This window comes from Natranaerobius thermophilus JW/NM-WN-LF, assembly GCF_000020005.1.
In the GTDB taxonomy this organism is placed as follows: Bacteria; Bacillota; Natranaerobiia; order Natranaerobiales; family Natranaerobiaceae; genus Natranaerobius; species Natranaerobius thermophilus.
This window is the reverse complement of record NC_010718.1, coordinates 1,378,381-1,396,063: the sequence shown is the minus strand read 5'-3', so window position 1 is coordinate 1,396,063 and position 17,683 is coordinate 1,378,381. Positions and strand designations below refer to the sequence as shown.

Genomic DNA, 17,683 nt, shown 5'->3' with positions numbered 1-17,683 from the left:
CCTCCCTTACTGGCAACTTCCACTAATCAAAACATCCATAATCTTTGGACATAAACAATATAAAATAAATTAAAATAGACACACCTAGCACAATAGCCATATCTGCAATATTAAAAATTGGCCAGATCCTAAAATCAAAAAAATCTATCACATAGCCTGTTCTAATCCTGTCAATCAAATTACCTACTGCGCCACCAAACTGTAAAGCCAGAGCTATTTTTACTATTTGAAATTCTTGTCCTAGTCGATAAAATAAAAATACCATTACGAGTAATAACAAAATGGTAGTCACGATGAAAAAGGTAGTCTGATAAGCCATTATTCCAAAAGCAGCACCGGGATTAACTGAGTAAGTTATATGAAAAATGTTCTCCAACACCGGGATACTATCACCTAAACTCATAGTTCTTGCAACTATTAGTTTGGATATTTGATCTAAAACAATAGTTAATGCAATTATGACAAATAAAACAAATCCCACTCCACCAGTCCCCCCTCTAATAGTAATAATCTCAATTTATTCTAGCACAACAGAACATGCTTGACAATTTAGATGAAGATAAATACTATGATTGATCATTTCTTCCCCGTCTTTTCCTTCTTTTAAATCGTTCTGGATCTGTTTTAGGGTTAATACTAAGATCTTTGCCTCCAATAGAATATTCATCCATTTTATCAGCAGCACCCCAATTTTCATCGGAGTTTTCATAATCTTCGTTAGTTCCCCCGGCCTGACCGTAGTTCTCTAATTTTTGCCACATATCTTCTTTATCGAAGTGGATTGAATTTTCGTCTTTTGAGCTCATAGTCTCCAAGTGAGTATGTCCTTCAAAATAAGGGTGTTCATCCTGATTTGAAGCTAAATCTCCTAGACATGAAATACAATATCTAGTGTATGGAACTGCATCTAATCTTTCATTATTAATTTCCTTTCCACATGATTCACATTTCCCATAATCACCATTAGCAATTTTTTCTAAAGCAATTTCTATTTCTCGTAATTTTTGTTCTCTTAGATTTGATAAAGTTGTATCTTTTTCTAGTTCATATTGTTCAGAACCTAAGTCCCCAGGATGATTATCATAGCTCGATAGTTCTGAGACATTATCTCTAATACTAGTACGATTATCATGTTGTCCTTCAGCTTCGTGTTTTTCAAGATCTGCTTTAATAGATAACAATTTCTGGCGATATTTCTCAATTTCTTGATCTGTCATTTAGAACAACCTCCTTTAAGAAATTATAAGTGTTCTTGAACAATTTTAACGATATCAGCAATAAAATCACCAATTATTGGTAGATTTAACATTACTAGCTGCTGTAAAAAGTAAACCAAAATAGCACCTAAAACTGTCATCCCCACTGCTATGCCTAAACCTCTAGCTACCCCTCCCCAAAAATTAATCCAAAAATAACGTACTGGATTATTTAAATAATGCATATACTCGGCTAATTTAAATTTTTCCAGTTTATCTAAAAGTTCTGCAGTTTGGTAATATAGTTTTTCTAACAACTCTTTTTGATTATTATTGTTATCTTGCAAAATTCTCATCCCCCTTATTAATTTAACCATTTGTGTATCTATTATTTTATTCCAAAACATGGTAAATAAAAAACCCCCTGATTAAATTCAGGGGGTAAATTTTGCTAATTCTATTAAACTATTTATTGCTAGTCTCTAAGACATGACTACATCTAGGGCATAATTCTTCCGCTTTAGTCACTTCAGGGTGATAGTTCCAACACCTGGGGCATTTTTCACCCTGGGCGGCTTCAATAATTATGCTAGCCTGTTCTACATCTTCCGAGCTTAAAGCCTGGTTCTTAACAGTCTCAGTTAATTGTTCGGCTTTCTTCAATTCTACTTGAGAAACTATGAACAGTTCCTCTAGATTATCCTCAAAACTTTGTAATTTTTTAAATAGGTCTTCATCAGCATAAATTAAGATTTTCGATTCTAAGGAACTGCCAATTTTTTTATCTTTACGAGCATTTTCTAGTGCTTTGGCCACTTCTTTTCTGAATTCTAAAAAATTCGCCCACTTCTGCTCTAGCTCATTATCTACCAGTTCCTCGTTGACTTCTGGCCAGTCGGTTAATTGGATTGACTCTTCTCGATCACCTGGTAAATACTGCCATATTTCTTCACTGGTGAAAGTCAATACTGGAGCAAGCATTTTCACTAAACTATCTAGTAAATAATACATGGTGGTTTGAGCAGCCCGCCTCTCTCTTGACTCAGTTGGCATTGTATAGATTCGATCTTTAATCACATCTAAATAGAATTGACTCAATTCAACAACACAGAAATTGTGAATTAAGTGATAAAACTCATGAAACTCGAATTCATCATAGGCTCTAGTGGCTTGATCAATAACCTTTTGTAAGCGACATAGAATATAGCTATCAATTTCTTCTAATTGATCAAAGGATACATAATCTTTTTCGGGTGTAAAATCGTATAAATTACCCAGGATAAATCTAGCAGTATTTCTTATCTTACGATAGGCTTCAGCAGTCTGTTTTAATATCTTTTGAGATACCCTGACATCTTGTTTGAACTCACTAGAGGCTACCCAAAGCCTGAGAATATCTGCTCCGTATTGGTTAGTAATATCCTGGGGAGCTATGACATTACCCTGGGACTTACTCATTTTCTTTCCTTCACCATCAACTACCCAACCATTAGTCAAACATTCTCGATAGGGGGATTCACCCTTAGTGGCAACAGCAGTCAGCAAGGATGATTGAAACCATCCTCGATATTGATCGCTCCCTTCCAAATAAAGATCTACAGGCCATGCCAGTTCTTGTCTTTGAGCACAGACCCCTCTATGAGTAGACCCAGAATCGAACCATACGTCCATAATATCCGTCTCTTTACTAAATTTTTTGGCACCACAACTACATTGAATGCCTTGTGGTAATATTTCAGGGGCTTCTTTTTCGAACCAGGCATCTGAACCTTCCTGTCTGAATAATTCAGCTACAGCTGAGATAGATTCTTCTGTGATCAATTCATGACCACATTCTTGACAGTAGAAGATCGGCAATGGTACTCCCCAGACTCGTTGCCTGGAAATACACCAATCTCCCCTGTTCATTACCATGGCTTTGATTCTTTCTTCACCCCAGGCAGGGATCCAATCCACATCTTCTATAGCTTTTAAAGCATCTTGTCGAAATCCGTCTACTGATGCAAACCATTGTTCAGTGGCCCGAAAGATAACTGACTCTTTACATCTCCAACAGCATGGATACTGGTGAGTAATGAAACTCAAGGACAATAAAGCTCCTCTTTTATCCAGGGCTTGAGTAATTTCTTTATTAGCTTTGTCGTAATAAAGTCCTTGAAACTGACCAGCTTCTTCAGTAAAAACACCACTATCATTCAATGGAGAAAGTACTTCCAAATCGTATTTTTGGGCAACTTCATAGTCCTCATGACCATGTCCCGGAGCAGTGTGAACACAGCCAGTTCCCTGTTCAAGGGTTACATGATCCCCTAAAATAACTAAAGACTCTCTGCTATCAAAGAGGGGATGTTGACAGACTATTCCTTCTAATTCTCGACCAGTATACTCTCTGATAATTTGATATTCTCCTAATTTAGCCTCTTCTGCTACCGTTTCTAGTAAATCGGTAGCCACAATATAGTGTTTTTCTCCCGATTTTATTAATGAGTATTGAAATTCGGGGTGAAGTGCAATTGCCATGTTGGCAGGAATCGTCCAGGGAGTAGTGGTCCAGATAATAAACTCTACACCTTCTTCATTAAACTCACCTTTACTATCCTTTACATGAAATCCAACATAAATGGAAGGTGAACGTTTGTCATGATATTCAACTTCTGCTTCTGCTAGAGCTGTTTCACAGTCAGTACACCAATATACAGGTTTTAATCCTTTATAAATATAACCCTTTTGTGCCATTTCACCAAATAATTTAACTTGTTCAGCTTCAAATTCAGGTGATAAAGTCAGATAAGGATTATCCCAGTCTCCTCTGACTCCAAGTCGTTTAAACTCTTCCTTTTGTATCTCCACATACTTCATGGCATAATCATGACATTTTTTACGAAATTCCACATCTGACATGCTCTTCCTATCAACTTTCTCTGTTTTGGTAATCTGATGCTCTATAGGTAGACCGTGGGTATCCCATCCAGGTACATAGGGAGAATCGTATCCTTGCATTGTTTTAAATTTAACAACAATATCTTTAAGGACTTTATTCAAGGCATGACCCATATGAATGTTCCCATTAGCGTAGGGTGGGCCATCATGCAAAATGTACTTAGGCTTTCCTGAACGTTTTTGTTGGACACGTTGATAGAGGTTGTTGCTTTCCCACTCTTGTAAAAATTCAGGTTCCCTTGAGGGAAGCTTAGCTTTCATGGGAAAATCTGTCTTAGGTAAATTGAGAGTATCTTTATAATTCATAGTGCCACCTCCAGGCCATCTTTTATTTTAGAAATCAAAAAAACCTCGCCCTGATAGGGACGAGGTTACTCGCGGTACCACCCTATTACCCGCACACCTAAGCAAAATCTTAACGAATGATATACGGGCTCTCAGGGCAATTAACGCTTGCCATTCGCTTTGAGCTACTATTAGTTCACTCAAAGAGCTCAAGGATGATCTTCATCTACACACTATCACCGGTTCCCAGCATTCCCGGCTCTCTGTAGATAGTAAGTGCAGATTACTCTTCCCTTCACGGCCGATAATGTATATTGAATTTTAAAGCTTTAACGGAATTTATTTATCTTAGCATTTTAGCATAGCCACAATTGTTTCGCAATATTCTTTTTACACAAAATTTACCTGATACTCTTATTAATTACTATGTGATGTGTCTTGACTATCAATTTGGGAATTTTCAACTTCCTCTTCTTCGTAGCTAGCAGTCAAATCAGAGGCTTGTTCAGTACCTGCATTTTGGCTATGATATTCAGATTGGTAGTCTTCTTGATTGTTAGCATTTAAATTTTTCCATTCTTCTGATTCCAGTAAATCAAGTTGAGTTTCTAGCATGGATTTAAATCGTGTTTTATGAGCACTAGCTTGTTTTTTCAATTCTTCTATTTCCTGTTGAATTTTATTGACCTTGTTATGAGCATCTTCGATCTGCTTGTTAGCTTCACTTTGAGCTTCTCTTTTAATTAATTCTGCCTCTTTTTGTGCATTTTCCTTCACTTCTTCAGCAGTTTCCTGAGCCACAACTATAGCATTATGAAGAGTTTCTTCCATTTTTTGATAGTGTTCAATTTTATTATTTAATTTTTCCACTTCTTCCTTAAGTTCGATATTCTTTTTGATAATACTTTCATAGTCCTTAACAACCCTGTCCAAAAACTCATTAACTTCATCAGGATTATATCCTCGAAAGGAACGAGAAAATTCCTTATTGTGTATGTCTAGGGGGGTTAATGTCATAATTCCACCTCCGAAATTAAAACTTATTTATAACGCTTTAATGTTACATGTCTCCTACCCTTTCGGCTTTTACCACCGATTGCAGATATTTCCACTCTTCCTTTTCCTCTTAATGAAATCACATCTCCTTCAGAAACAGTAGCCTTAGGATCTTTAGTAGGTTGCCAGTTGAGTTTTATCCTCTCTGCTTTTATCAACTGACTCATTTTACTTCTAGAAGCTCCGAAACCTATACTGGCAACAGCATCTAATCTTAAACTAGATACAGTTCCCTTTATTTCACGAGTGTACTCTTGCTGGCGAGGGATTTCTTCCTGATCCATAGCTTCAGCTGATACTGATACATTTTTTACTTGTGTTAAATTTTGTGTAATGAATTGGGAGATACTTTCATCAACAGCAATAATCAACCTGTGTTCCTCTTCCATGACATGAATATCACCAATTTTATCCCTCTTTAAACCTAGACCCATGACAGCACCTAAAACATCTCTATGAGAAATACTAGAAAATCTAAAATTTCCTCTAAGCTCTAGTACTTCGATCCCCAATTGATCAGGGGTAACATTCCATTCCTTAGGGAAAATCCCAACCTTTTTCCTTTCCGCATCAGCTAAACCACCATAAAATAAAGCTGAAACATCAGAGAATGTATTAATCACTTTTTCTGCAATAGTTAACTGATGTGGATCAAAAAAATCTGTAGTTTCCATCCCTTGCTCCTTAAACACTTTGTCTGTTTTATCGAATATTTTACTGGCTGTTTCCTTTTCCAGAGGATGAGTATAGTGATTCATAATTGTTTGTTTATCAGTTCCCATCAACTACCCCCCATATTAAATTCCAAATTTTACAGCATCCAAAGTAAACTAAATGTCAATCTTTGTAATAAATTCAATAATAACAAGGCGATTAACGGTGAGAGGTCAATGTAATGTCCTCCACCGACCATCAAAGGCGAAATTAAGTTTCTAATAGGTGCTAGGACAGGTTCTGTTATTTTCCAAATAATTTTATTTAAATCATATAATCTTTTGTTTTGATAAGGGGACGGACGCAAAAAGGAAAAGATCACTCTAATAATCAGCATTATATATACAATTTGAAAAATCCAATTAAACAAACTCACCACAGGCATTTATTACATCTCCTATTCATATTCTTCGTATGTTTTTTGATCAAAAAATTCATCTCCAGTGGTATCAATGGCACCATCTATTCCTACATTAGGTGGCGAAAATAAGAATATTTGCTGCCCAATTTTGTGTAAATTGCCATCAAGGGCAAAAACTGTCCCACTAACAAAATCAATCATTTGTTTGGCCGTCTCCATTTCTAATTGTTCTAAGTTTACGACCACAGGAAAACCACTTTTTAGGTATTTCCCAATTTCTTGAGCTTCTTCGTATTTACTGGGTGCAATTAAGTGAATTTTTATACCTTGTGTATTTTTTGTACTGTGTAGTGGCACTACCGAATCCCCTTCCTGATCACTATTTTTCTGTTTTCTTTGAACAGCACTTCGTTTTTTATGTTTTTTTTCTTGGAAGGTAGAGTTGTTAACTGGTGCTACATCTTCTTCATCTTCTATAATTTCCTCCTCTGCTTCTTCGGCTAGCCCTAAAAATACTAGTATCTTTTCAAAAAAATTCATATTATCTTACCCCTCCTCTCTTTGTGTAAACAGTGACCTACCAACTCTAACCATGTTTGCTCCTTCTTCAATGGCTATATGGTAGTCATGGGACATCCCCATTGACAGATATTGAAAATGTTGTTCTCCAAATTTTGTTTTAAACAATTCAAATAGTTCTCTCATTCTACTATAATATGGACGAACTTGCTCCGGTTCTGAAAAATAAGGAGGCATGGTCATAAGACCCTTGATATTGATACGTGGATAATTATTTAATACTTTTTCAATAAAATGTTCCGTTTCCTCCTGACTCAGCCCAAATTTATTTTCATCTCCAGCAATATTTATTTGAACCAAAGCATTTACATTGACATTGTTTTTATCTGCACGTTTGTGCAACTCCTTAGCCAGTGAGGTCCTATCCAAAGCCTGGTAAAGAGATATATGATTGATTAAGTACTTTACCTTATTACTTTGTAAATGACCTACGAAGTGCCAGTTAATTTCAAGATCTTCTAATTCTTCAATTTTAGGTAATGCATCTTGAACTTTGTTTTCTCCTATATTTGTCACCCCTAATCTGTATAGTTCAGCTATTTGTTCAGTTGTTGCATACTTAGTAATTCCTATCAATGTTAAATCATCAAGGGATTTACCGACTAGTTCCGCAGATTTTGACATTTTTTCCTTAATTTCTTGAAGATTACTTTTGATATATGCCGTCATTACCCTCCCCCCCATTTATTGTAATTATTTTGTATTATCGTATTCGATCACCTTCTCGAACGAAAAAGGAATTCCTAATCAATAAATTCCCCTCATTCAAGCCATCGACTAATACTTCATTGTTTTCTAATTCGGAAATTAATTCTATTTCTTCAAATTTTACCACACCATGCTTGACAAGGTATACCCCTAATTGACCATTATTCTCGGTCAGGGCTCTTTGAGGAATTTTATACCCTATCTTGGTATCTTTGACAATATCAATTTCTGCAAACCGATTTTTCCAAAATTTTTCTAGCTCACGTTCAAATTCTAACACCATTATAGTTTGGGAATCAAATTCTTTTATTTCCACAATTCTACCTTCAATTTCATTATCAGCAAAATCAAATTTGACTGATAACCAATCACCCACTTCATTATCAATGGTTTCTTCTTGTGAAATTTCAACTATTGCCTTCCAGTTATAATTATCCACCACTTTGAATAGTGGAGCTCTTGAGACAACTATATCTTGATCATAAGTTGAATTCTCGTGTTGCTCACGGTAACGCTGCAATCGTTTAGGTGACAGCTTGTCTATATCATTAAAACCATTTTCCAATCCGTCTATATTATAGCTGACAATACCGGGCTCTGGTGAAGTAACCTCTCTTAGAGAGCTATTTTCGTTTTCTTTTTCATCAACTATTCTGTGATATTCATCAGATAAGTTTTGAATATCTTGGATAATTTCTTCAATTTGACTTTTAACTAAATCTTGTTCACGAGCTGATGTCAATTCTGATTCAAATTCTACAGCTAATCTGTCTATCTGACGCTTAATTTCACCTTCACTTTGATAATTATCCTTTTCATTTGAAAGTTCGTCATAAACCATGACTGTTTGATTGCGTTTGACCCGGATGCCCTCATCCACTTTCCTGTCAACTTGACCGGAAACTGGAGCAGTTATCACCTGCTCTTCCCGCTTTATAGTAGCCGGTTGTTCTTCTATAATCTGATCCACCTTTTGTTGTTCTACAAGTTCTATATTAACTAGTCGGGTAACAAAAAAACTTCTCATACCAGAAATTAATATGATTAAAACAAATACAGCAACAAGCAATGAAATTACAGGTAGTAAATTTTGCTTTTTATGTGTTCCTGTCTGTTCTGATTTATTGTTTCTTTGAAGTTTTACAACCTTTTCAGTTTTATTTCTTCGTTTCAACCCCCTCCTCCTTCCAGTTTCCGTAATCGCGGGATATATATTTATTTCTCTTTATATATTCAAGTTCCTGCTAAAATGTGTTATTTTAGGGAAATCAAACCCATCATCCTTCCGGTGTATTTGCCTCCCTTGCGATGAGAGAATAGCAAATCATGATTACACATAGTACAAAGTTCTCCAGATAAGATATTTTCTGAAGGTACTCCTGCTCTCTTCAATAATAATTTATTTGCACGCCAAAGGTCTAAAAACCAATATCCTTGTTTGTTTTTAAAAACTTGCTCCCTATCTTCTCCTTTTCCCCATTGTTCATAAAGTTCTTTTCCTACTTGATAACAGCAAGGACCAATAGATGGTCCAATAATCACTTTCAATCTGGAAACTGACCCACCTTCTTGTTTGATTTTCTCAACTGCTTGAATGGCAATACCTTGCCATGTCCCACGCCAACCTGCATGGACTATTCCTATTAATGAACGGTCAGGCTCATAAAAGTATAATGGAACACAATCAGCAAAACTTCCTAAAAGCATAATGTTTGAGGAATCAGTAATCAAACCATCGGTGTTAGCTATGCCACTATCAGGATTTGTAATCATATCAATTGAACCTGGCTCTTTAACTACAGTTACCTGATTACTGTGAATTTGATTTCCTATAACCGCATGATACGGATTAGCCCCTAAAGCCTTAACAAATCGAATGCGATTTTCAACCACATTGGCAGGATTATCAGGGACGGAAAACCCGAGATTCAAGCTATTGAATGGGGGTTTGCTTACTCCACCGTATCTAGTAGAAAATCCGATCATCACTTGCTCTGTATCGAAAAAATCGCTGGTGATATAAATGACACCATTTGACCCTTCAACAAACTGTAACTTTCTGTTAAACATAACATAATTCCTCCGCTGCAGTGTATTTAAAATTTATTAACTAAAAAATATTATATCATATACTCTAAACAATAACAGGTATCCTAAATCAGATCTAGCGTGTACTTTTGTGAGTTCTTTGGACTTTCCTATTCATTCCTGGTACTTCAACTAGGATAACATCTGAACCAAGTTTAACAATCTTATCCCAGGGTATTACATAATCTCTTTCTCCGCCTAGAAGTCCAAAAAATTTACCTGGACCAGGAACTATAATAGCGTTAATACACCCTTCCCTAGGATCAAGTTCTAAGTCACTTACAAATCCTAGCCTTTTACCATCATCCACGCTGACAACTTCCCTTCTTCTTAATTCCGAAGCCTTAATCACATTAATACCCCCTGATTCATCATATGATGAGCAGAAAGGTTTTTTTCCTAAATTATTATAATAAAAATTCCCTCCTGGAGGAGGGAATTTAATTCGACCTAGATTTTGATCCAGAATCGGATATATTTTTTTTCAATTGAGATAAAGCGGCTTTTTCTAGCCGTGAAACCTGGGCCTGGCTGATTCCGATTTCTTCTGCTACTTCCATTTGTGTTTTCCCCTTAAAAAATCGCAGATTTACAATTAATTTTTCTCGGGAGGATAGTCTATGAAGACCTTCTTTAATGGCTATTTCCTCTAACCAGGTTCTATCTTGATTCTTCTCATCACTGATCTGATCCATTACGAAGATGGGATCACCCCCATCATGATAGATTGGTTCAAATAAAGATACTGGATCTTGGATAGCATCTAAAGCAAATACCACCTGTTCTTCACTAACATCGAGTTTTTCGGCAATTTCAGATATTGCAGGTTCTCTGGAATTTTTTTCAACTAGCTCATCTCTGATTTGAAGGGCTTTATATGCTATATCTCTTAGGGAGCGGCTAACTCTAATAGAATTATTATCTCTTAAGTATCTTCGTATTTCACCAATTATCATAGGTACTGCATAAGTTGAAAATTTTACGTTTTGACTCAAATCAAAATTATCAATAGCCTTTATTAACCCTACACAACCTACTTGGAATAGATCATCTACGTATTCACCTCTGTTGTTGAACCTTTGGATCACACTTAATACAAGGCGTAAATTCCCGTTAATAAGTTTTTGTCTTGCTTCGTCTTCATCATCACCAACCCTCATTTTCTCAAAGAGTTCCTTCATTTCTGAGTTGTTTAAAACGGGTAACTTGGAGGTGTTGACATTGGAAATTTCTACCTTAGCACTGCTCATTTTAATCGCCCCCTGTTGCTTCATTCTGTCCCTTATTTATCTCCAAGTACCCGTTTTTTATACTGGTGAGTTATTGCATTTTGTTTATTTCTTTTCTCATTCTATTAATAATTCTCTTTTCTAATCTTGAAATATAAGACTGAGAAATTCCCAGTATATCGGCTACTTCTTTTTGTGTTTTACCTTCTTGACGCCCTAATCCAAACCGCAATTTCATAATAGTTTTTTCTCTCTGGGATAATTTTTCCAAAGCCATCTTCAGTAAATTTTTGTTTACTTTTTGCTCAATATTTTGATGTATAATGTCAATATCAGTTCCCAATACATCAGACAATAAGAGTTCATTTCCGTCCCAATCGATATTTAATGGTTCATCGATTGATACTTCATTTTTTAATTTATTATTGCGTCTCAAATACATCAAAATTTCATTTTCTATACATTTTGAAGCATAGGTAGCTAGTTTAATTTTCTTTTGAGGATCAAAAGTATTAACAGCTTTTATTAAGCCGATAGTCCCTATAGAGATCAAATCTTCTATATTTACACCAGTATTTTCAAATTTTCTGGCAATATAAACCACCAGCCTTAAATTTCTCTCAATTAAAGTTGACCTTACTTTTTTATCACCAGCTTTTAGTTTTTCAAGTAAATCTTTTTCTTCTTCATTTGTTAACGGTGGTGGTAAGGCTTCACTACTCCCTATATAATGCACTGGCGGTTTTTTTATAATATTCCATTGGTATAATTTTATAACAATTTTAACAAATAAATTTCTAAAAAATTTCATCAAGATCCCTCCGCAAATTTTAATAATTCTACTGGTACTAAACCACAATTAGTATCATCAATATTTAATTCTTGAAAAGTAACAGCTATTAGAGCAGAAACTTCTCTCCAGGGATCCCCATTATTATTCTTGTTAACTGTACCATTACATTCAAAACTTGTGCCTGAATTACCTAAAGCCAGTTTTTCGGGTCTAAAGGCCAGTAATAATCCGTGTTCTGTCCCTAGAGAGTTGAACCACAGGGGAAAAAATCTTGCAGATGCCTCTTGATCCCATTGCCTGTCATCTAGTTGATTATAATTTGAAATTTCTGATAATACATGTTTTTCGTCTGAAGTCAATACGTTATCTAGTGCTCTCGCTTCTACTACGAGACAGTATTCTCCAGTGAAAGTCTTTAATTTGTTTCCTGTATCCACTAAGGCATTTAATTTCACAGATTTACCGTTCACAACCACTTTAACTGGAATAGAGACCTTTTTAAGAGTTATTTTACGTTCTATTGCCCTAATACCTAAAATCACTGCCAATGCTACAATAAAAGCTAGAACTAAGTACCCAAAGGGTAAGTTCCCTGGCATCAGAATTTGAAAATTCGATTGTCCGCTAAACAGAAAAGCAGTTCCCATTATGCTGCCACCCATTACAAAACTAACTCCATAGAATACCATTAAAGTTACTAAAAAAGCTTGTTTTTTAAGGGCTCCAAAAGCAATTCGAATCATCAAAACGGATATGGCTAATTTAACTAAAATTTCACCAGGGAATTGTGGAACAAACACGGCTAAAGTTCCTATCAAACCACTTGCCAATAGTTTTTTTAACGAACAATACAGATTCATTATCCTCCCCGTTACAAATAAGAGCATAAAGTTTAACAGAAGATTAATCACTAAAACTACTTCACCTATAACATACACTGGACCAGATCCCTCCCCAAGGACTTAGAAGTCCTTTTATGTATGTATTCATATATCTTATTCGATATGACAATTATAACAATAAAAAATCAAAAAACTTGTCACTTTCCTGGGATAAAAGCATAAAAAAAGAGCGACTTTTTTAGTCGCTCTGTCTCTCTATTTGTCGGATTTTTTCTTTCTTCTCAAAAATGCGGGGATATTTATGTCGTCTCCCACGAAAGAACTGCTAGCTAGCTCCTCTTTAGTTTGAGTTTTTTGGCTAGATTCAGTTTGCTTTGGTTGTCTATCGTCATCATCAAACCCTGTAGCTATCACTGTCACTTTAACTTCGTCTTCCAGATTATCGTCTATGACTGCTCCAAAGATAATATTAGCATCTTCAGCTGCAGCTTCTGCCACTACATCAGCTGCCTCATTCACTTCAACCAAACCTAAGTTTGATCCACCAGTTATATTTAACAAGATACCCTGAGCTCCTTCGATACTTGTTTCCAATAGTGGGCTCAAGATTGCTGATTTAGCGGCATCTACAGCCCTGTTGTCATCTGTACTAGACCCGATTCCCATAAGTGCCGTGCCTGTATCAGTCATAATTGTTTTGACATCAGCGAAGTCCAAATTAATTAATCCTGGAACTGTAATCAAGTCTGAGATACCTTGTACACCTTGTAGAAGTACTTCATCAGCTACTCTAAATGCTTCTACCATTGTTGTCTTTTTTTCTACAACTTGCAGTAATCTATCATTGGGAATCACAATTAAAGTGTCAACGTTTTCCTTGATCTCATCTATTCCAGCTTCAGCTTGTTTTTTACGTTTCTTGCCTTCAAAAGTAAAAGGCTTTGTACAAACCCCAACAGTTAATGCACCGAGTTCTCTAGAAATTTTAGCTATTACTGGAGCAGCTCCTGTTCCGGTTCCTCCACCCATACCAGCTGTAACAAAAACCATATCCGCACCTTTTAAAGATTGCTCTATTTCATCACGGCTTTCTTCAGCCGCCTTTTTACCAATCTCTGGGTCCGCCCCAGCTCCTAATCCTTTAGTTAAATTTTGACCTAATTGCAGTTTTAAATTAGCTTCTGACATGTTTAATGCTTGAGAATCAGTATTTACAGCTATAAACTCTACACCTTTCAGTCCAGAAGATATCATGCGGTTTACAGCATTACTTCCACCACCGCCAACTCCGATGACTTTGATTTGGGCAAATTGATCTGTTTCGATATCAAATTCCAACATATGTACCCCTCCTTATAGGCATTAATAAAGCTATTCGAAAAAATCAAGCAACCAGTTTTTAACTTTTCCAAAAAAACCGGTCAGTTGAGAATTAGTACTTTCTTGTTCTCTAGGATAGAGATTGTTCTTAGTTACATAATTTATTATACCTACCCCAGTTGAGTAAATAGGATTGTTAACTCCTAACAATTTTGGTTCACCAATCCGTACATTTAAACCTAGCTCTGTCTCTGCTATTGTTTGGACACCCTTTAACTTAGTAACCCCTCCAGTTATAACTACCCCAGCAGGTAATGATTTTTCATCATAACCCATATCAGCTAACTTTTTATTTACTAGAGCAAATATCTCTTGAACTCTTGGTTCTACTATATTGGAAAGTTCTATAGCACTAATTTGAATTGGTTCCTTTTCACCTACTTGCGCAATTTCTAAATACTCTTCTGCTTCTGTTACCTCTGAGAGAGCAATTCCATGTTTGATTTTTAATTGTTCTGCTTCTTCAGTAGGGGTTTTCAATCCTACAGAGATATCATTTGTGATAAAATTTCCGCCTATATTAATAACATCTAGTTTTTGTAAGTTACCGTTTCGGAAAATACCAATTTCAGTGGTTCCACCACCAATATCTACTACCGCTACCCCCAGCTCTTGTTCATCTTTAGTTAATATAGCTTCCGCATTAGCCATTGAGTTAAGCACTAATCCATCAACGTCTAAACCCGCTCTTGTGACACACCGAAGCATATTGTGTATACTGGTGCTCTTACCAGCAACGACTAAAGCCTCAATTTCCATCCTAACACCTAACATTCCAACAGGGTCGCGAATTCCATCATATCCATCGACGATAAACTGACGAGGAATTACATCAATAATTTCACGATCAGGCGGGAGGGCGATCACCTTAGCAGCTTGAACAGCTCTTTGAACGTCTTCTTCAGTAATTTCTTTATCGTCACTGCTTACCGCAACTACTCCACTGTTTTCAATTAATTGTATATGAGAACCAATAATTCCGACAAAAGTCGACTCTAATTCTACACCAGCCATTCTTTCAGCTTGCTCTACTGCATTTACTATTGCTTCAGTAGTTTTATCCAGATCTACAATTCCTCCATTTTTTAACCCCTCGGATATGCTTGTCCCTATCCCAACAATATTTATGTTATCACCATTCCCCATTTCGCCAACTATCACGCGAACATGGGTGGTGCCTATATCTAGACCGGTAATTAAATTTTTAGTGGTCAAATTAGCACCTCCCTGTATCTCATCAAATGCCCATTGTATATTACTTCAACGTTTCAGCAAAATTTCCTTTTTTATAATCCTTAAGAAATCAGTTTTGATCTTGTTCTTTATCAACCAAAACTGGGTATTCCGGTACTCTTAAGTCTAAATAATAATCATCACTTTTCTGCTTAAGTTCAGACTTCACTTTACTTAAAACACGAAATTTGTCATTTAGTTTTCTTAATTCCCCTATCTTAACTTGACTTCCATCTGTCAAGTATAACATCATTCCACCGGAAGACTGAGAGTAACGGAATTCCGTAAGTCTTATTTCTGAGATACTTGTAAGTTCGTATTTTTTTAACAGTTCAAAGACTTCTACCATTGGTTCAGAAAAATCTTCAGTTAACTGTTCACCCTCGGAAACTTTTTCAAATTGTCCTTCATTTAAACCAGTTATCATAGGAAGCTGTCCGGGGTTTTCTTGATACCGTTCCATGACTACTAAGTCTGAGGATACGGTATAGTATTTCTCCTGTTCCTCATCTCTAATCAGCGCTTGTCCTTCCCGTTCTTCAATTTCCACGTATAATTTATTGGGGAACTCTTTATCTATTTTTGTCACTTGTTTTATCCAACGATTTGACAATAAGTTGTTTTTAAATTTTTGTTGATCAAATAACCAGTAATTGAGATTCTGTTTTTCTAAGGTAGACTTGAGTTCACCTTTAGCTATTCTATGGTTACCATGGAAAAAAAACTCATCTATTTCAAAATAGCTAGAAGTACCGATAAAAACAAGGGCTAAAAGACCTAAACAAATGAGCAGGACTACCCAAATTGTCTTTTTGGGTCTGATTTTTTTGTTTTTAGTCGATTTTTTTCTCATTAGCTTGTCCATAAAAAACCCCCTGAAAACGCCTAATAATTAGGCGTTTTCATCACTTTTTATATCCGAATGATTGGAAATTCTAAACATATTGGCTCCAAGAGCATTTAAGTCTCTATCAAAGTCCTCGTAACCACGGTCAATATGATCAATATTTTCAATAATTGTAACACCTTCGGCAGCTAGTGCTGCCAGGGTAAGAGCAGCCCCTGCTCTTAAGTCAGAAGCTTTCACAACGGTTCCAGATAAAGCACTATTTCCTTTTACAATAGCATAGTTACCCTCAATACTAATATCTGCTCCCATTTTTAATAGTTCAGAGACATGCTTGAATCTACCCTCAAAAATATTTTCAGTTATTTTTGTAGAGCCGGTTAGTAAACAACTTAGTGCCATAAATTGCGGTTGCATATCTGTAGGAAAGCCAGGATATGGATTTGTTTCTATCTTACCCGGTGAATTCAACTGGCGATTTTTTGCAGAAACAGATATATTTCTATCTCCAACTACAACTTGCACACCACACTTTTCTAATAAATTTACTGTTTTTTCGACATGAGAAGGTACTACATTTGTTAAAGTGACTTCACCTCCGGTAATTGCCGTCGCTACCATGTATGTGCCAGCAGCAATTCGGTCAGGTATAATTTGATAATCAGTACCATGTAAAACCTCTTTACCAACTACTGTAATCTTATCAGTGCCAGCCCCTTTTACTTCACCACCCATTGAATTAATAAAATTAGCCAAATCTTGAATTTCAGGCTCTTTTGCAGGATTTAGAATTTCAGTAACACCTTTAGCCTTGGCTGCAGCCATCATTATATTTTCTGTAGCACCAACACTAGGATAGTCAAGTTTAATTTTCGCTCCCTTTAAGCCATCCGGAGCAGTCAAAACTATAGACTCTTGATACTGTTTCACTTCACATCCCAGCTGTTCTAGTCCTTTTAGATGTAAATCAATTGGCCTTTTTCCAATAGCACAACCACCAGGTGGATATATCTTTACCCACCCAAGATTATGCAAAATACCTGCTAATAATACAATACTAGATCTCATTTCACTCATTAATCTTTTTGGTATTATACCTGTTTCAATTTCTCCTGGATTAACGCTAACACCATTACCATCCTCAATTACATATCCACCTAAACTTTTAATAATTTCTTTCATAACTTTAACATCTCGTAACTGCGGTATCTCCCTTAACCTCACAAGCTCACTGGATAAAAGAGAACCTGCTAATAAGGGGAGTGCAGAGTTTTTTGCACCGTGTACTTTTATTTTTCCATGAAGCCGTTTCTGTCCCGATACCACAAATTTACACATTCAGGCACCCCCAATTAATTGCATAACCTTAATCTTGAATCTTGGTTTATGATATGCAATAAATTTAACTGGTGTTAATTACGCTTGTCCCTTT

General features: G+C 36.0%; 19 protein-coding genes and 1 other annotated feature. All 19 genes read right to left on the bottom strand.

The window, feature by feature from the left end:
* Window positions 1–22 precede the first annotated feature (22 nt).
* The 19 genes from lspA to murA all read right to left on the bottom strand — a co-directional run bounded on the left by lspA (window position 23) and on the right by murA (window position 17,589).
* Entirely contained in the window at window positions 23–481 is a 459-nt protein-coding gene (gene lspA / locus NTHER_RS06700) for a signal peptidase II (protein ID WP_012447781.1), read from the bottom strand.
* Window positions 482–566: 85 nt separating this feature from the next.
* Window positions 567–1,217: a TraR/DksA C4-type zinc finger protein gene (locus NTHER_RS15205; protein WP_012447780.1), complete on the bottom strand. Its 651-nt coding sequence runs from the start codon at window positions 1,215–1,217 to the stop codon at window positions 567–569.
* 23 nt (window positions 1,218–1,240) lie between these two features.
* Window positions 1,241–1,552 carry a DUF5665 domain-containing protein gene (locus NTHER_RS06690; RefSeq protein WP_041367541.1) on the bottom strand — a complete coding sequence of 104 codons (312 nt, stop codon included), beginning with the start codon at window positions 1,550–1,552 and terminating at the stop codon, window positions 1,241–1,243.
* A gap of 109 nt (window positions 1,553–1,661) precedes the next feature.
* Window positions 1,662–4,442, bottom strand: a complete 2,781-nt coding sequence (gene ileS / locus NTHER_RS06685) for an isoleucine--tRNA ligase (protein WP_012447778.1) — start codon at window positions 4,440–4,442, stop codon at window positions 1,662–1,664.
* 52 nt (window positions 4,443–4,494) lie between these two features.
* Window positions 4,495–4,729: a binding site (T-box leader), on the bottom strand.
* Between the two features lie 109 nt (window positions 4,730–4,838).
* On the bottom strand, window positions 4,839–5,438 hold the full coding sequence (locus NTHER_RS06680; RefSeq protein ID WP_012447777.1) for a DivIVA domain-containing protein: 600 nt from the start codon (window positions 5,436–5,438) through the stop codon (window positions 4,839–4,841).
* A 23-nt stretch (window positions 5,439–5,461) separates the two neighbouring features.
* Complete coding sequence (locus NTHER_RS06675; protein WP_012447776.1) at window positions 5,462–6,259, bottom strand: YlmH family RNA-binding protein; 798 nt, start codon at window positions 6,257–6,259, stop codon at window positions 5,462–5,464.
* Between the two features lie 29 nt (window positions 6,260–6,288).
* A complete protein-coding gene (locus NTHER_RS06670) occupies window positions 6,289–6,576 on the bottom strand; it encodes a YggT family protein (RefSeq protein WP_012447775.1) in 288 nt (95 codons plus the stop codon).
* A gap of 12 nt (window positions 6,577–6,588) precedes the next feature.
* Window positions 6,589–7,092, bottom strand: a complete 504-nt coding sequence (locus NTHER_RS06665) for a cell division protein SepF (protein ID WP_012447774.1) — start codon at window positions 7,090–7,092, stop codon at window positions 6,589–6,591.
* Between the two features lie 6 nt (window positions 7,093–7,098).
* Complete coding sequence (locus NTHER_RS06660; RefSeq protein ID WP_012447773.1) at window positions 7,099–7,800, bottom strand: YggS family pyridoxal phosphate-dependent enzyme; 702 nt, start codon at window positions 7,798–7,800, stop codon at window positions 7,099–7,101.
* A gap of 34 nt (window positions 7,801–7,834) precedes the next feature.
* Complete coding sequence (locus NTHER_RS06655; RefSeq protein ID WP_012447772.1) at window positions 7,835–9,013, bottom strand: biotin/lipoyl attachment domain-containing protein; 1,179 nt, start codon at window positions 9,011–9,013, stop codon at window positions 7,835–7,837.
* Between the two features lie 80 nt (window positions 9,014–9,093).
* Window positions 9,094–9,909, bottom strand: a complete 816-nt coding sequence (gene pgeF / locus NTHER_RS06650) for a peptidoglycan editing factor PgeF (protein ID WP_012447771.1) — start codon at window positions 9,907–9,909, stop codon at window positions 9,094–9,096.
* 94 nt (window positions 9,910–10,003) lie between these two features.
* Complete coding sequence (locus NTHER_RS06645; protein WP_012447770.1) at window positions 10,004–10,279, bottom strand: YlmC/YmxH family sporulation protein; 276 nt, start codon at window positions 10,277–10,279, stop codon at window positions 10,004–10,006.
* 88 nt (window positions 10,280–10,367) lie between these two features.
* Entirely contained in the window at window positions 10,368–11,177 is an 810-nt protein-coding gene (gene sigG / locus NTHER_RS06640; RefSeq protein ID WP_012447769.1) for an RNA polymerase sporulation sigma factor SigG, read from the bottom strand.
* Between the two features lie 70 nt (window positions 11,178–11,247).
* The gene (gene sigE, locus NTHER_RS06635; protein ID WP_012447768.1) at window positions 11,248–11,967 is read right to left on the bottom strand and encodes an RNA polymerase sporulation sigma factor SigE; all 720 of its coding nucleotides are present in this window, start codon (window positions 11,965–11,967) and stop codon (window positions 11,248–11,250) included.
* On the bottom strand, window positions 11,967–12,887 hold the full coding sequence (locus tag NTHER_RS06630; protein ID WP_012447767.1) for a sigma-E processing peptidase SpoIIGA: 921 nt from the start codon (window positions 12,885–12,887) through the stop codon (window positions 11,967–11,969). Before NTHER_RS06630 ends, sigE begins: the two co-directional genes overlap by 1 nt.
* Window positions 12,888–13,046: 159 nt before the next feature.
* The gene (ftsZ, locus tag NTHER_RS06625; RefSeq protein WP_012447766.1) at window positions 13,047–14,132 is read right to left on the bottom strand and encodes a cell division protein FtsZ; all 1,086 of its coding nucleotides are present in this window, start codon (window positions 14,130–14,132) and stop codon (window positions 13,047–13,049) included.
* A 30-nt stretch (window positions 14,133–14,162) separates the two neighbouring features.
* A complete protein-coding gene (gene ftsA, locus NTHER_RS06620; RefSeq protein ID WP_012447765.1) occupies window positions 14,163–15,386 on the bottom strand; it encodes a cell division protein FtsA in 1,224 nt (407 codons plus the stop codon).
* 88 nt (window positions 15,387–15,474) lie between these two features.
* On the bottom strand, window positions 15,475–16,269 hold the full coding sequence (locus NTHER_RS06615) for a cell division protein FtsQ/DivIB (protein ID WP_012447764.1): 795 nt from the start codon (window positions 16,267–16,269) through the stop codon (window positions 15,475–15,477).
* A 27-nt stretch (window positions 16,270–16,296) separates the two neighbouring features.
* Window positions 16,297–17,589 carry a UDP-N-acetylglucosamine 1-carboxyvinyltransferase gene (gene murA, locus NTHER_RS06610; protein ID WP_012447763.1) on the bottom strand — a complete coding sequence of 431 codons (1,293 nt, stop codon included), beginning with the start codon at window positions 17,587–17,589 and terminating at the stop codon, window positions 16,297–16,299.
* Window positions 17,590–17,683: the final 94 nt, after the last annotated feature.

Coding starts and splice junctions, on each gene's coding strand:
- NTHER_RS15205 (WP_012447780.1), bottom strand. CDS start 1,217: ATGACAGATCAAGAAATTGAGAAATATCGCCAGAAATTGTTATCTATT.
- NTHER_RS06690 (WP_041367541.1), bottom strand. CDS start 1,552: ATGAGAATTTTGCAAGATAACAATAATAATCAAAAAGAGTTGTTAGAA.
- ileS (WP_012447778.1), bottom strand. CDS start 4,442: ATGAATTATAAAGATACTCTCAATTTACCTAAGACAGATTTTCCCATG.
- NTHER_RS06680 (WP_012447777.1), bottom strand. CDS start 5,438: ATGACATTAACCCCCCTAGACATACACAATAAGGAATTTTCTCGTTCC.
- NTHER_RS06675 (WP_012447776.1), bottom strand. CDS start 6,259: ATGGGAACTGATAAACAAACAATTATGAATCACTATACTCATCCTCTG.
- NTHER_RS06670 (WP_012447775.1), bottom strand. CDS start 6,576: ATGCCTGTGGTGAGTTTGTTTAATTGGATTTTTCAAATTGTATATATA.
- NTHER_RS06665 (WP_012447774.1), bottom strand. CDS start 7,092: ATGAATTTTTTTGAAAAGATACTAGTATTTTTAGGGCTAGCCGAAGAA.
- NTHER_RS06660 (WP_012447773.1), bottom strand. CDS start 7,800: ATGACGGCATATATCAAAAGTAATCTTCAAGAAATTAAGGAAAAAATG.
- pgeF (WP_012447771.1), bottom strand. CDS start 9,909: ATGTTTAACAGAAAGTTACAGTTTGTTGAAGGGTCAAATGGTGTCATT.
- sigG (WP_012447769.1), bottom strand. CDS start 11,177: ATGAGCAGTGCTAAGGTAGAAATTTCCAATGTCAACACCTCCAAGTTA.
- sigE (WP_012447768.1), bottom strand. CDS start 11,967: ATGAAATTTTTTAGAAATTTATTTGTTAAAATTGTTATAAAATTATAC.
- ftsZ (WP_012447766.1), bottom strand. CDS start 14,132: ATGTTGGAATTTGATATCGAAACAGATCAATTTGCCCAAATCAAAGTC.
- NTHER_RS06615 (WP_012447764.1), bottom strand. CDS start 16,269: ATGGACAAGCTAATGAGAAAAAAATCGACTAAAAACAAAAAAATCAGA.
- murA (WP_012447763.1), bottom strand. CDS start 17,589: ATGTGTAAATTTGTGGTATCGGGACAGAAACGGCTTCATGGAAAAATA.